The organism is Rhodococcus sp. P4_B6 (genome assembly GCF_056402215.1).
This window is the reverse complement of the sequence record NZ_JBFUHV010000001.1, coordinates 24,554-38,451: the sequence shown is the minus strand read 5'-3', so window position 1 is coordinate 38,451 and position 13,898 is coordinate 24,554. Positions and strand designations below refer to the sequence as shown.

The following is a 13,898-nucleotide window of genomic DNA, read 5'->3' as shown; positions in this document are numbered from 1 at the left end:
CCGCAGTCCCGGACGCACGACGCGGGTGACACCGTGGTGACCGTCCTGAGCATCGGCTTCGGCGTCGTCGTCGTATTACTGATCACCGCCCTGACCGGCTATTTCGTCGCGCAGGAATTCGCGTACATGTCGGTCGACCGCTCGCGGCTCAAGGCCAGGGCCGAGGCGGGAGACATGGGCGCCGCACGCGCGCTGGCCGTCACGCGCCGCACCTCGTTCATGCTTTCCGGCGCCCAGTTGGGCATCACGGTCACCGGTCTGCTCGTCGGTTACGTCGCCGAACCCCTGATCGGGCGCGGTCTCGGCGAACTTCTCGGCGGCGTCGGCATCCCGACCGCGGTCGGGGTCGGTGTCGGTGCCGTCCTCGCCGTCCTGTTCTCCACCTTCGTCCAGATGCTGTTCGGTGAACTGTTCCCGAAGAACCTGGCGATCGCCCGTCCCGAACCGGTGGCGCGATGGCTCGCGCTGTCGACCACCGTCTACCTGAAACTTTTCGGCTGGTTGATCTGGTTGTTCGACCAGTCGTCGAACCTGCTGCTGCGCGCTGCGGATCGAGCCGGTCCACGACGTCGAGCACTCGGCGACCGCACGGGACCTCGAGCACATCGTCGCCGAGTCCCGCGACGCCGGTGAGCTGCCGCGGGAACTGTCGACCCTGCTCGACCGGATCCTCGACTTCCCCACCCGCACCGCCGGGCACGCCATGATTCCCCGCGCCCACGTCGACACCGTCCGGGCCGACGAACCCTTGAGCAGCGTGCTCGGGAAGATGGGCGCCGGACACACCCGCTACCCCGTCGTCGGGACCTCCTCCGACGACCTGCGCGGCGTCATCCACCTCCACGACCTCCTCGGCGACCAGGCCGACGGGGTGGCCGCGTCCCGGACCCGCGCGGCCGTCGTCGTGCCGACGTCGCTGCCGCTGCCCGACGTGCTGGAACAGCTGACAGCCGCCCGGGACGAGATGGCCCTCGTCGTCGACGAGTACGGCGGGTTCGCCGGCGTCATCACGATCGAGGATCTCGCGGAGGAACTCGTCGGTGAGATCGCCGACGAACACGATCCCGACGGCGACACGTCGGTGACGGGCTCCGAATCCGAGGGCTGGACGATGCCCGGCGACCTGCACATCGACGAGGTGGAGCGCGTCCTCGGACACGACCTCCGGTCCGGCGACTTCGAGACGCTCGCCGGCGCCGTCATCGCGGAGTTCGGTGGTCTCCCCCTCGTCGGGGATGTCGTCGCGATCCGATTGAACCCGGATCCGGCCGACCTGATCGCCGACGCCCATCCGCCCGTCCGCAACCTCGACGCCGAGGTGCGGGCGGTCGACAAGCACGTTCCATCCTCGCTGTTCGTGAGGCTCCGCATCGTGGAGAGTGACTCGACCGATGAGTAATCCCTGGGTCGTTCTGGTGGTCACCGTCGGGTTGATCGCGGCCAGCGCGTTCTTCGTGGCCATCGAGTTCGCACTGATCGCCGCCCGTCGCCACCGGCTCGAGGACGCCGCCCCCACCAGTCGGGCGGCGCGGGCCGCTCTGCGCAGCGCATCCGAGCTGTCGGTGTTGCTGGCGGGATCCCAGCTGGGCATCACCGTGTGCACCCTCGCACTCGGTGCCGTCACGAAGCCGGCCGTGCATCACTGGCTCACCCCGGCGTTCGAAGGGTGGGGTGCGCCGCTGTGGCTCGCGGACGTCCTCGGATTCGTCCTCGCCCTGATCATCGTCACGTTCCTGCACCTCGTCGTCGGCGAGATGGCACCGAAGTCGTGGGCGATCGCGCACCCGGAGAAATCGGCGACCCTGCTGGCGATCCCGATGCGCGCGTTCATGTGGGCCACCCGCCCACTGCTGCTGGTGCTGAACCGGATGGCGAACCGGTGCCTGCGACTGTTCGGCGTGGAACCGGTCGACCAGGTCGGGGCGGGCCAGGATCCCGATGCGCTGCGTCACCTCGTCGAGCACTCCGCGACCGTCGGCACGCTCGACGAGCGGTACCACGGCCAGCTGACCAGTGCCCTGGCACTCCAGTCGCTCACCGTGCGGGACATGGTGCGGCCGAACACCTCCCCGAGCAGCGTCGCCCCGGATGCGACCGCCGCGGCGATCAAGGCGGCAGCGGATCGGAGCGGCCACCTCCGGCTGCTCGTGCGCGACGAGGACGGGATCAGGGGCGTGGTGCACGCGCGGGACAGTCTGCGGGCAGGCGCGGGAGTCACTGCCGCCGACCTGATGCGCCCGGTGCTGACCCTCGACGCGGACGCCGCCGTGTACGAGGCGTTGCACACGATGCGCGAGACCCGTAGCCATCTCGCGATCGTCACCGACGACGGGCAGCTGATCGGCGTCGTCACGCTGACGGACGTCCTCGCGCGTCTGCGCCCGGCGGCGGGGGCGTCCGCCTGACCCGTTTCGCATACCGCGGCCGGTGCCGGGATCGTGGGAGCGGTACCCTCGCGGGGTGAATTCACGGTTGGATGTGGTCGCGCGGGTGCGCGGCTCCGTCGTGGGTTCACTGTCCGGCGCGGTCAGCATCGCCGCGCACGGTATCGCCGGCGGCGGAATGCCCCCGAGCGACGGTTCGGTGGTGCTGCTTCTCGCGGCGTGCGCCGCCGTCGGAGCGTCGGTCGCCGCCATCCGGGTGGCCAGCCGCGAATGGTTGTTCGTGCTGTCGGTGCTCGCAGTGGGCCAGCTGATCGGCCACACCACGCTGGCGTTGGCGGCCGATCATGCGCACGGCCTGGGACTGTCCACTCCGATGATCGCCGCGCACATCGCCGCCATTGCGGTGGCCGCGGTGCTGGTCCGATCGGCCGAACGCGCCTGTCTGCGGGCCCTGGCGGCGCTGACGCGCATCGTTCTCGCCGTCCTGGCCCCACTGCAGGTCGATACCGGCACCTGGTCGGCGACCCCGGTCTACCGCGCGAAGCTGTCGTTGTGGCTGCTGGTCGCCGCGGGCGCCGGCACCCGCGGGCCACCCGCACTCGTCTAGTCGAACCTCTCACCGCCCTCCCGGCGCACACGGAAAGACGTGTCGCTCGCCGGTCGGGCGTGTTCTCACACGGCACCAGCAGACTCCCGGCGAGTCCCGGTGCCGATCCCTTCCCGAGTCGGAACATCCCTGACCTCGCGTTGCCCAGCGCACCCCTGACGTGCGCGGCCTCGACGGCGCTGGGTGCCCGCCTCACCCGAACTCGAATCGAGACCATCATGTCCATTCCCGAACTCGAACGCGACAAACCCGTCGCGCCCGCCCCGTCCTCGTCGGCGTCGCCGCCGCGCAGTCTCCGGCCACTGATCCTGCGTCTGCACTTCTACGCGGGGATTCTGGTGGCCCCGTTCCTGGTGATCGCCGCCGTCAGCGGCGGCCTCTACGCCCTCGCGCCGTCCGTCGAGCAGCTGGTCTACCGCGACTACCTGCATGTCGACTCGACCGGGCCCGATCTGCCGATGTCCGAACAGGTGCGGGCCGCGCAGCAGGTTCGCCCGGACCTCGCCGTGGCGGCCGTGCGCCCGGCGACCGAACCGGGTGAGACGACGCAGGTGATGTTCACCGACCCCGGGCTGGGCGAATCCGAACGACTCGCGGTCTTCGTCGATCCCGCCACCGCGCAGCCGAAGGGCGAACTGGTGGTGTACGGCAGCAGTGGGGCGCTGCCGATGCGGACCTGGATTTCGCAGTTGCACCGGCACCTGCACCTCGGTGAGCCCGGACGTATCTACAGTGAGCTCGCCGCGTCGTGGCTGTGGGTCATCGCGCTCGGCGGCGTGTACCTGTGGGTGCAGCGGTATCGCACGACCCGGGCCCGGAACGCGGACGCCGCCAGGTTGTGGACGCTCGACCGGTCGAGCCGCGGCCGCAACCGTACCCTGAGCTGGCACGGGGTGGTCGGGGTCTGGATCGCGGTCGGTCTGGTGTTCCTCTCGGCGACGGGCCTGACCTGGTCGCGGTACGCGGGCGAGAACGTCGGCGAACTCCGTACCGCCCTGAGCTGGACCACCCCCAAGATCGACAAGAAACTGGACTCGGCTCCGAACACCGGCGGCGCTGCCTCGGGCGGTCACGACGGGCACGGCGCCGGGCACACTCCCGCGTCGGATCCGGGAATCCTCGACACGAACGTGGGCGAACTCGACACCGTCCTCGACGTCGCCCGGCGCAGCGGTGTCACCGGCGCCGTCGAGGCGACCGTTCCCGCGGACACGGGCACCGCGTTCACGGTCACCCAGACCCGCGAACCATGGCAGTTCTCGACCGATTCGATCGCCATCGACGGGGCCACGGGCACCGTGACGGACGTGTCGCGGTTCGCCGACTGGCCGCTCGCCGCGAAGCTGACGTCCTGGGGCATCGCCCTGCACATGGGTTTGCTGTTCGGTCTGCTCAACCAGCTGATCCTGGCCGCTCTCGCGGTGGCGTTGCTCGCCGTCATCATCCGCGGCTACGTCCTCTGGTGGCGGCGCAGTCCCACCCGCGGCACTGCCCGGGCGGTGGGCAGGCCGCCGGCGCGCGGCACGTGGCGTCGAATCCACCCGGTCGCGGCCGTGACCGGAGTCGCCTGCGTCGTCCTCGTCGGCTGGTTCGTCCCGCTTCTGGGACTGAGCCTCGTCGCGTTCCTGCTCGTCGACGTCGCGGTCGGTGCCCTCGGCCGTACCCGGGCCGGGTGATCGACAGGGGCACCCGCACAGACGCCGCGGTCAATGCGTGGGAACCGGGTGCCCCTCCGACGCCTGCACGACGACGAATCCGTTTCCGGTGAGGCACAGCTGATATGCCTCACCGGATCCTCGGCCGATCGCAGCGCCCATCTTCGCCGTCTTGCGGATCGTCGAGTGCAGGCCGGTCGACCACAGCACTGCGCTCTGCATGTCGACGTAAGTGGGGGTGTCCACGTTCAGGACGACGGGGGTGCCGTACACGGTGACGGCGAGAACGCCGCGCCCGGTGAACGTGGTGTTGAACAGTCCGCCACTGAGCATCGACGCGCCCTCGACGCGGTGGATATCCCAGGTCAGGGAACTGTCGAACGCGAGGACGTTGGAACCGTTGACGGTCACCGACTCGTCCTCGAGTTCGAGCAGGAAGATCTCGTCGGCGTCGCGGGCGAGGAACACGTCGCCGTTGCCGGACACCTTCATCAGCGACATGCCCTCACCGGTGAACGCCTTCTTGAAGAACTTCCCGACGCCGCCGCTGCCCTCGTACGAGAAGTCGACGTCACCCTGGTACGCGACCATCGCTCCCTGCCGGGCGAAGAAGTGGCCGCCAGTTCCGGTCAAGTCCACCTTGAGCATTCGGGGATTCTGGAGCACGAAGGTGCCCGGTTCTCCGTTGCGTTCCGCGTTYTTCATCAGGTCGCTGCGCATGCTGCGATCGTATCCGCCGCGTCAACGAACCCATTCCGGACCGGGCCCGCTGGCTTCCTCGAAAATCAGCCACGTCTTGGTCGCCTGCACACCTTCGAGGCTCTGCAACCGTTCGAGGACGACGTGACGCAGTGCGCTGTTGTCCGGTGCGCGGACGAGGACGAGAACGTCGAAATCGCCACCCAGTAGTGAGAAGTGCTCGACGAACGGCAATGTCCGCAGCTGGGTGGAGATTCCCCGCCACGAGTCCTGCCTGATCGACAGGGCGATGAACGCGGAGGAGCCCAGGCCCGCTTTGGAGTGCGAGATGCGGGTGGTGAATCCTTCGATGATCCCGGCTTCCTGCAACCGTTCGATGCGGACGTACGCGTGGGCGCGGGAGATGTGCGCCTTCTCCGCCAGCGCTCGCATCGAGATGCGGCTGTCGGCGACGAGTTCCTTGATGATGCGTCGGTCGATCGCGTCGAGTTCGTACGTGTCCGTTGTGCCCTCGGCCATCTGTCCATCCCTGCTGTGGTCGCTCACACTCCGGTGAGACATTCTGCCCCCGACAGGCCGATTCTAGGCCATTTGTCTCCGATTCCTCCCAGTCGTTGTCGATAGGTCGTTCAGTTGCGAGCATTGACGAACACAATGCATATGGAGGTAGACGTGACGCTCGTAGAGCAGCCCCCGGCGAGGCCGTATCGGAAGTTCCTTCCCGCCGACAGTGCGGTGCAGTATCTGGATTCGGCGGGCGCGCTCACCGAGAGCGAGGCCCGGTACCCGAGGCCGAGTGACGACCGTCTGGTGGAGATGCACCGGGACATGGTGCTGGGCAGGCGCTTCGATCAGCAGGCGACGGCCCTGACCAAGCAGGGCCGGCTGGCGGTGTATCCGTCCTCGCGTGGCCAGGAGGCCTGCCAGATCGCGGCGGCGATGAGCCTGCGACCGACCGATTGGATGTTCCCCACCTACCGCGACTCGGTGGCGCTCGCCGCCCGCGGTATCGAGCCGGTCGAGATCCTCAGCATGCTCGCCGGCGACTGGCACTGCGGCTACGACCCGGCGCGGCACCGCAGTGCACCCCAGTGCACCCCGCTGGCCACTCAGTTGCTGCACGCCACCGGTGTGGCGTACGGCGAACACCGCAGGGGCCGAGACGCGATCGCGCTGGCGTTCTGCGGCGACGGCGCGACCAGTGAGGGCGACTTCCACGAGGCCCTCAACTTTGCGGCCGTGTTCAAGGCCCCGGTGGTGTTCCTGGTGCAGAACAACGGATTCGCGATCAGCGTGCCGCTCGCCCGGCAGAGCGCCGCACCCACGTTGGCGCACAAAGGCGTCGGCTACGGAATCGGCAGCGAGCAGGTCGACGGCAACGACCCGGTCGCCATGCTCGCCGTGATGGACGAGGCAGCGAACTTCGTCCGGGCCGGCAACGGGCCGGTCATCGTCGAGGCCCGCACCTACCGGATCGACGCGCACACCAACGCCGACGACGCCACCCGCTACCGCGACTCGTCCGAGGTGGAGCAGTGGCTCGGACGCGACCCGCTGACCCGGCTGGAGAAGTACTTGCGCGGCCGGGACCTGCTCGACGACGCGTCCGTCGACGCCCTGACCGCCGAGGCCGACACCGCCGCCGCGGCCCTGCGCGCCGGAATGAACGTCGACCGGCCCCACGACCCGCTCGATCTGTTCCGGCACGTCTTCGCCGAACCCACCCCACAGTTGCGCGAACAGCAGGCCCAGGTGCAGGCCGAACTGGCCGCCGAATCCGAGGAGCACTGAATCATGCCCACACTCACCATGGCTCAGGCCCTGAACACCGCGCTGCGCGACGCGCTCGCCGCGGACGAGAACGTCGTCGTCTTCGGTGAGGACGTCGGCACGCTCGGCGGCGTCTTCCGGGTCACCGACGGACTCACCCGCGACTTCGGCGACGACCGCTGCTTCGACACCCCGCTCGCCGAATCCGGCATCATCGGTTTCGCCATCGGCATGGCGATGGCCGGGTTCAAGCCGGTCGTCGAGATGCAGTTCGACGCGTTCGCGTACCCGGCGTTCGAGCAGATCGTCTCCCACGTCGCGAAGATCCGGAACCGCACCAAGGGCGCGCTGTCGGTGCCGATCGTCATCCGGATCCCGTTCGCCGGCGGCATCGGCGGCGTCGAGCATCACTGCGATTCCAGTGAGGGCTACTACGCGCACACCCCGGGGCTGAAGGTGGTGGCCCCGTCCACCGTCGAGGACGCCTACACCCTGCTGCGCGCCGCCATCGACGACCCGGACCCGGTGATCTTCCTCGAGCCGAAACGGCTGTACTTCTCCCGCGCCGACGTCGATCTCGCGGTGGGCGCGCCGATCGGGAAGGCAGCCGTCCGGCGTGCCGGCCGGGACGCGACCCTCGTCGCCTACGGTCCGTCGGTGACCGTCGCGCTGGAGTCCGCCGAGGCCGCCGCGGCGGAGGGTCACGACCTCGAGGTGATCGACCTGCGGTCGATCGTGCCGTTCGACGACGAGACGGTCATGGCGTCGGTCCGGAAGACCGGCCGGTGCATCGTCATTCAGGAGGCGCAGGGATTCGCTGGCGTCGGCGCCGAGATCGCCGCCCGCGTCCAGGAACGCTGCTTCCATCACCTGCACGCCCCGGTGTTGCGGGTCAGTGGATTCGACATCCCGTACCCGGCGCCGAAACTCGAACGCCTGCACTTGCCGAACATCGACCGCGTCCTCGACAGCGTCGACCGGTTGCAGTGGAACGACTCCGCCGACACCCGTTGGGCGGTGACAGCATGAGCGGCCAAGTCTTCCTGCTCCCCGACCTCGGCGAGGGACTCACCGAGGCCGACATCGCCGAGTGGCGAATCCGCGTCGGCGACACCGTCACCATCGACCAGGTGGTCGTCGAGGTCGAGACCGCCAAAGCCGCGGTCGAGGTGCCGATTCCGTTCGAGGGTACGGTGATCTCCCTGCACGGCGACGAAGGCTCGACACTGAAGGTCGGCACCCCACTGATCACCGTGAGCGGTACCCCCGCCGCGCACGAGCAGTACCGCGAGGAGGAACAGTCCGGAAGCGGCAACGTCCTGATCGGGTACGGCACCAGTGAGGACACCGGTCGGCGCCGGCGTCGGGTCGCCGCGAACCGCGAAGTCGCGCAGGCCCCCAACGCTTCTGCGACGCGGGTCATCTCGCCGGTCGTCCGCAACCTCGCGCGGCAGAACGACCTCGACCTGTCGCGGCTGCCGGGCAGTGGTCCCGGTGGTGTGATCACCCGCGCCGACGTCGAGCGGGCGCTCGACACCACGCCCGACTCCACTGACGTGCAGCGGATACCGATCAAGGGCGTGCGCAAGGCGGTCGCCGACAAGCTGTCCACGAGCCGCCGCGAAATTCCGGACGCCACGACGTGGGTGGACGTGGACGCCACCGAACTCGTGCAGGCCCGCCGCACGATCAACGCCGCACTGCCCGAGGACGACAAGGTCGGTCTGATGGCCCTGCTCGCCCGCCTGGCGCTCGCGGCGCTCGCGCGGTACCCGGAACTGAACTCCACAGTTGACACCGAACGCAACGAGATCGTGCGCTACGGTCATGTGCACCTGGGCATTGCGGCGCAAACCCCACGCGGGCTGGTCGTCCCGGTGATCGAGAAGGCCGACTCGCTCACGACCGTCGACCTTGCCCGGCAACTGCGGGACACCACGGCGCTGGCCCGCGAGGGAGCACTCCCGCCGTCGCGGCTGACCGGGGGCACGTTCACCCTCAACAACTACGGTGTGTTCGGTGTGGACGGTTCGACCCCGATCATCAACCATCCCGAGGCGGCGATCCTCGGTGTGGGTCGTATCGTCGACAAACCGTGGGTGGTGGACGGGCAGTTGGCCGTTCGGAAGGTGATGCAGGTGTCGCTGAGTTTCGATCACCGGGTGTGTGACGGCGGTGTCGCCGGAGGATTCCTCCGGCTGTTCGCCGACTACATCGAGAACCCGATCACCTTCCTGGGGAGGCTGTAGATGACAGGCGCGCACAGCGACGTCCTGATCCTCGGCGGCGGCTCCGGCGGTTACGCCTGCGCCTTCCGGGCCGCGCAACTCGGGCTGTCGGTCACGCTGATCGAGGCGGACAAGATCGGCGGAACCTGCCTGCACCGGGGTTGCATCCCGACCAAGGCGCTGCTGCACTCCGCCGGGATCGCCGACGCCGCGCGGACCGGTGTGGAGTTCGGGGTGCGAACGACGTTCGACGGCATCGACATCGACGCGGTGCACCGGTACAAGAACGGCACGATCGATCGCTTGCACAAGGGGCTCCGAGGCCTGGTCGCCCACCACAAGATCACCGTCGTGACCGGTCACGGAAAGTATCTCGGGAACAGGACGATCGAGGTGGACGGCACCCGCTACACGGGAACGTCCGTGGTTCTCGCCACCGGCTCCGACGCCCGGACCGTTCCGTCCATCGAGCTCGGTGAGCGCATCGTCACCAGCGACGACGCCCTGAACCTCGGGTTCGTCCCGAAGAAGGCCATCGTCCTCGGCGGCGGCGTGATCGGTGTCGAGTTCGCCAGTGTCTGGGCGTCGTTCGGCGCGGACGTGACCATCGTCGAGGCACTTCCTCGCCTGGTCGCGGCGGAGGATCCCTGGTGCTCGAAGCAACTCGAACGCGCGTTCCGCAAACGCGGTATCTCCACCCGAACCGGCGTCACGGTCGCCGCGGCGAAGGAGACCGCGGACGGCGTCCTCGTGGAACTCGACGGCGGCGACACCCTCGAGGCGGACATCCTGCTCGTGGCGGTGGGGCGGGGACCGCGCACCGGAGACTGCGGATTCGCCGAACACGGCATCACCCTCGACCGCGGGTTCGTCGTCACCGACGACCGGCTCCGCACCCCCGTCGACGGCGTGTATGCCGTCGGAGACATCGTGGCCGGACTTCAATTGGCGCACCGCGGCTTTCAGCAGGGAATCTTCGTCGCCGAGGAGATCGCCGGCCTCGATCCGGTCCCCGTGGCCGAGCATCTCGTTCCGCGGGTGACGTACTCGCACCCGGAGGTCGCGTCCGTCGGCCTCACCGAGGACGCCGCCCGCGAACGGCACGGCGACGCGACCTCCGTGGTGTACGACCTCGCGGGTAACGGCAAGAGCCAGATCCTGCGAACGTCGGGCGGGATCAAGGTCGTCAGGGCCGGGGACACGGGCCCGGTGGTGGGTGTGCACATGGTCGGCGACCGCGTCGGCGAGCTGATCGGCGAGGCCCAGCTGACCGTCGCCTGGGAAGCCCTGCCCACCGACGTGGCTCCGTTCGTCCACGCGCACCCCACGCAGAACGAGGCGCTGGGCGAGGCGATGCTCGCGTTGTCGGGGAAGCCGCTCCACACGCACGGCTGAGCGCGGCGTCGTCGATGCGCCACCACGCGATGCGGAACGGTGCCACTATCTGATGCGGAGCAGTTTCGCTCCCCAGGTACACCGCCCAGCTACGGAGGAACTCGCATCATGGACTGGACACTCGAAGTGGTCGTTCTGCCCGTCAGTGACATCGATCGTTCCGTCGCGTTCTACCGCGACAAGCTCGGTTTTCATCTCGATCACGACACCACCAACGAGCACATGCACGTCGTTCAGCTGACGCCGACCGGTTCGGGGTGTTCGATCGTGATCGGCGACCTCCCGTCGCACACGGAGATGGCGCCGGGGTCGATGAGGGGACTGCAGTTGGTGGTCGCCGACGCCGCCGCTGCCCGCCAGGAGTTGCTCGATCGAGATGTCGAGGTCAGTGAGATCACCGTGTTCGACGAGCGTGACGGGGGAACGTTCTTCGGATTCGCCGATCCCGACGGCAATACGTGGGCGGTCCAGCAGATCAGGGCGCGGGCGGAGAAGCCGCTGATTCCGGTCGAGGCCCGCGGGCGGTTCGGGGCGGACGGCTGAGGGTGCGCGTGCTCAGGTGAGCGGGCAGGCGTCGCGGGTGTCCGCGACGAGCTGTTCGGCCAGGGTGAGAGCGGCAGTCAGTTCGTCCGGTGTCGTGCCGAGCCGGCCGAGGACGGCGTGAGCACGAGCGCCGAAGTCGGCCGGTGCGTTCGGCAGGGCGCCGGCGGCGGCTGCGGCGCCCTTCTCGCTGATGAGCCAGCGCCGGGCGTGGGCGTGCAGGGCGTGGGCGCACAGGCATACTGCGCGGAACAGGCACCCCGCCACGTAGGTGGTGTCGGCTCGCGGGATTGCCTTGCGGGCCAGCGCGGTGACGAACTCCGCCTCCCACAGCCCCCGCCGCACCAGGGCGTCGCGCAGCGCGTCCGGGTAGTGCTGCATGGCGGTTCGGAACTCAGCGAGCTGTCCGGACGGATCGACGAGGATCACCGCCGACGCGAGTTCGCCGGCGTACGCGATGTCCGCGAACCCGAACGGGTGACCGGTCTGGGCGTGGAACCCGTACACCCCCTGTTGCGAGTCCTGCCAGACCGAGGCCACCCGGTCGAGGTCGCGGTACAGCCAGTCCACCGCCCGGCCGTCGTACGACAGCCACGCCCCGCCGTCGACCCACGGACCCCATTCGCCGGTGCGGGTCGCAGACGCCCCGGCGCCCGCCCACTCCTGCGCGAGCGCGGTCAGCCCGTCGGTGTCGAGCGTCCCGCGGTAGTAGACGCCGAGGTCGTAGTCGGATTCCGCCGTGTGCGTGCCACGGGCGCGGCTGCCGCCGAGGGTGACGCCGACGACGCCGTCGACGCGACACAACCGCTCGGCGAGGGGCCGCAATATCGCATCCTGAAATTCCACACCCACATCGTCCACCCCGGCCCGGCACAGCGGATAAGTTCGGATCATGCTCATTCTGGGAACGACCGTCATCGGGGCACGCGACGTCGACCGCGCAGTCAGGTTCTGGACCGAGGCACTCGGATTGGCCGCGCGCCCGCCGGTCGGCGACAACGGCTTCACCAACCTGACCCGGCCCGACGGCCGGCCGGTGCTCGCGATCCAGCAGAGCGAACACGACGCGGAACCCGAACCACGACTGCACCTCGACCTGCACGCCCGCGACAGCGAAGATCAGGCCGCCGAGATCGAACGACTCGTCGGTCTCGGCGCGCAGCGGGTGCCGTGGGACCGGTACCCGGAGGAATCGGACTTCGTGGTGCTGGCGGACACCGAGGGCAACCGGTTCTGCGTCATCGACAACTCCCGTGCGCCCGACGAGTGCCGGCTCGACCTGTCCTGAGCTACGGGGCTACGCGGCTTCCGCGTACTGGGCGGGGCGGGGCAGCATCGGCCGGCAGACGGCGCGCGGGATGCCGCACACCTCGAAGAAGTCGATCACGATCGATCGGACCTGTGCGGACACGACCGCCGCGGAGAACCCGGCCGAGATCTCCTGCTGCGGCAGTGCGCGTGCGAACCGTTCGAGTTCGTCGCTGAGCTGGATTTCGTTGGGCTTCTTCGCGGGAGTCGCGAGGATCATGAGCCGCATCCGGTCGGCGAGGTGCGCCAGTTCGGAGACGGCGTCCGCCAACTGCGGGTCCACCCGCTCGCCGTCGTACGTGGCGATCAGGGCTCGCCGCACCAGAACCCGGGTGTTGCGTGCGGCGTTGTCGATCGGGTCCGCGATCGACGCGAGCCGGCCGATGCGGCGACGTCCCCGCCAGTGAATCGGCGAGATGCGCGCCACCTCGGAGCCCGAACGGAGTTCGACGCGCRTGCTGTCGATGGTCGACTGCGTCGAACGGGCAAGCGCGAGAGCGTCCTCCAGTGCGGAGACATCGCCGGCGGCCAGTCCCTTCGACGTCTGCCGGAGGGCCGCGGCGACGCTGTCCAGCACCGCGGCGGCACACCGGCGCGTCCGTCGCACGGGGTCGGTGGGCAACACGGACAGCGCCACCAGACTCAGCGCACCGCCGATCAACGCATCGACGACCCGATCGAACGGGTGCGCGGCGGTCGCGGACGCCATCGCCGCGACCAACGCCGCCGACGAACCCGACTGCAGCACGATCACCGAGCCACCGTCGAGGAGCACCGCGAAAGACATGGCCACCGCCACCACGAGGCAGATCTGCCACGGGCCGTTGCCGATGTACCGCACGACGACGTCCGACACGATCGTTCCGATGGTGACACCGGCGATGAGTTCACCGGCGCGGCGGCTGCGGGCGCCACGCGCGACGCTCAGGCACACGACCGCGGCCAGCGGGGCCAGCAACGGCTGCTCGTGACCGGCCACCTCGACCGACACCCACCACGCCGCCCCCGCGGTGACCGCCGTCTGCGCAATCGGTACCAGGTACCCCGCGAAGCGAAGCAACGCGGTGCGCAGCGACGGCCATGCGGTGGAGCCGGCACGTCGGAGGAGGCCGAGTATCGAGATGAGCTGGAGCACAGTGGTACAGCTTTCTGGACGATCACACGCGGGCAGGAGCACGTTCACCGCAAATCCTGTCCTGAAAATCTTACGCGCGTGTAAAAGTGGCCCCTTTCATTGCGCAGATCACGTTCTGCCACCGGTTTTGGGCGATGCAGGTCACAGCGGGTGAACGCGGTTTGGAATCTTCGTGAT

Annotated in this window: 13 protein-coding genes and 1 pseudogene; 10 read left to right on the top strand and 4 right to left on the bottom strand. The window is 69.0% G+C overall.

Annotated features, from left to right (window positions below; all coding sequences use genetic code 11):
* The first annotated feature begins 33 nt into the window (after nucleotides 1–33).
* From AC1DWT_RS00155 to AC1DWT_RS00140, 4 genes and pseudogenes are all read left to right on the top strand, one after another.
* Nucleotides 34–1,399 (top strand): annotated as a pseudogene (locus AC1DWT_RS00155) (hemolysin family protein).
* The gene (locus tag AC1DWT_RS00150) at nucleotides 1,392–2,405 is read left to right on the top strand and encodes a hemolysin family protein (RefSeq protein ID WP_095861658.1); all 1,014 of its coding nucleotides are present in this window, start codon (nucleotides 1,392–1,394) and stop codon (nucleotides 2,403–2,405) included. The pseudogene AC1DWT_RS00155 and the gene AC1DWT_RS00150 overlap by 8 nt, the downstream one beginning before the upstream one ends.
* A 55-nt stretch (nucleotides 2,406–2,460) precedes the next feature.
* Nucleotides 2,461–2,991: a hypothetical protein gene (locus AC1DWT_RS00145; RefSeq protein WP_174705544.1), complete on the top strand. Its 531-nt coding sequence runs from the start codon at nucleotides 2,461–2,463 to the stop codon at nucleotides 2,989–2,991.
* Between the two features lie 218 nt (nucleotides 2,992–3,209).
* Nucleotides 3,210–4,667, top strand: a complete 1,458-nt coding sequence (locus tag AC1DWT_RS00140; protein WP_206013862.1) for a PepSY-associated TM helix domain-containing protein — start codon at nucleotides 3,210–3,212, stop codon at nucleotides 4,665–4,667.
* Between the two features lie 30 nt (nucleotides 4,668–4,697).
* Here the strand turns inward: AC1DWT_RS00140 and AC1DWT_RS00135 are convergent, their stop codons facing one another.
* Both AC1DWT_RS00135 and AC1DWT_RS00130 read right to left on the bottom strand, forming a co-directional pair.
* Nucleotides 4,698–5,366 carry an AIM24 family protein gene (locus AC1DWT_RS00135; protein WP_206013861.1) on the bottom strand — a complete coding sequence of 223 codons (669 nt, stop codon included), beginning with the start codon at nucleotides 5,364–5,366 and terminating at the stop codon, nucleotides 4,698–4,700.
* Between the two features lie 21 nt (nucleotides 5,367–5,387).
* Nucleotides 5,388–5,864: an Lrp/AsnC family transcriptional regulator gene (locus AC1DWT_RS00130; RefSeq protein WP_072946749.1), complete on the bottom strand. Its 477-nt coding sequence runs from the start codon at nucleotides 5,862–5,864 to the stop codon at nucleotides 5,388–5,390.
* Nucleotides 5,865–5,999: 135 nt separating this feature from the next.
* Here AC1DWT_RS00130 and pdhA point away from each other — a divergent pair, with 135 nt between their 5' ends.
* The 5 genes from pdhA to AC1DWT_RS00105 all read left to right on the top strand — a co-directional run bounded on the left by pdhA (nucleotide 6,000) and on the right by AC1DWT_RS00105 (nucleotide 11,281).
* A complete protein-coding gene (pdhA, locus tag AC1DWT_RS00125) occupies nucleotides 6,000–7,136 on the top strand; it encodes a pyruvate dehydrogenase (acetyl-transferring) E1 component subunit alpha (RefSeq protein WP_206013860.1) in 1,137 nt (378 codons plus the stop codon).
* 3 nt (nucleotides 7,137–7,139) lie between these two features.
* Nucleotides 7,140–8,144 (top strand): alpha-ketoacid dehydrogenase subunit beta, encoded by a 1,005-nt coding sequence (locus AC1DWT_RS00120; RefSeq protein WP_095861660.1) that lies wholly within the window; start codon nucleotides 7,140–7,142, stop codon nucleotides 8,142–8,144.
* Nucleotides 8,141–9,364, top strand: coding sequence for a dihydrolipoamide acetyltransferase family protein (locus AC1DWT_RS00115; RefSeq protein WP_206013859.1), 1,224 nt, complete (start codon nucleotides 8,141–8,143; stop codon nucleotides 9,362–9,364). Before AC1DWT_RS00120 ends, AC1DWT_RS00115 begins: the two co-directional genes overlap by 4 nt.
* The gene (gene lpdA / locus AC1DWT_RS00110) at nucleotides 9,365–10,738 is read left to right on the top strand and encodes a dihydrolipoyl dehydrogenase (RefSeq protein WP_206013858.1); all 1,374 of its coding nucleotides are present in this window, start codon (nucleotides 9,365–9,367) and stop codon (nucleotides 10,736–10,738) included.
* 108 nt (nucleotides 10,739–10,846) lie between these two features.
* The gene (locus AC1DWT_RS00105) at nucleotides 10,847–11,281 is read left to right on the top strand and encodes a VOC family protein (RefSeq protein ID WP_095861663.1); all 435 of its coding nucleotides are present in this window, start codon (nucleotides 10,847–10,849) and stop codon (nucleotides 11,279–11,281) included.
* 12 nt (nucleotides 11,282–11,293) lie between these two features.
* Here AC1DWT_RS00105 and AC1DWT_RS00100 read toward each other — a convergent pair whose 3' ends face one another.
* The gene (locus AC1DWT_RS00100) at nucleotides 11,294–12,172 is read right to left on the bottom strand and encodes a nucleotidyltransferase domain-containing protein (RefSeq protein WP_206016069.1); all 879 of its coding nucleotides are present in this window, start codon (nucleotides 12,170–12,172) and stop codon (nucleotides 11,294–11,296) included.
* Between AC1DWT_RS00100 and AC1DWT_RS00095 the strand changes: the two genes are divergently transcribed.
* Nucleotides 12,171–12,566, top strand: a complete 396-nt coding sequence (locus AC1DWT_RS00095) for a VOC family protein (RefSeq protein WP_206013857.1) — start codon at nucleotides 12,171–12,173, stop codon at nucleotides 12,564–12,566. The genes AC1DWT_RS00100 and AC1DWT_RS00095 overlap by 2 nt on opposite strands.
* A gap of 9 nt (nucleotides 12,567–12,575) precedes the next feature.
* On the opposite strand, the gene AC1DWT_RS00090 is transcribed toward AC1DWT_RS00095, so the two are convergent.
* On the bottom strand, nucleotides 12,576–13,721 hold the full coding sequence (locus AC1DWT_RS00090; protein WP_477919385.1) for an FUSC family protein: 1,146 nt from the start codon (nucleotides 13,719–13,721) through the stop codon (nucleotides 12,576–12,578).
* Nucleotides 13,722–13,898 lie beyond the last annotated feature (177 nt).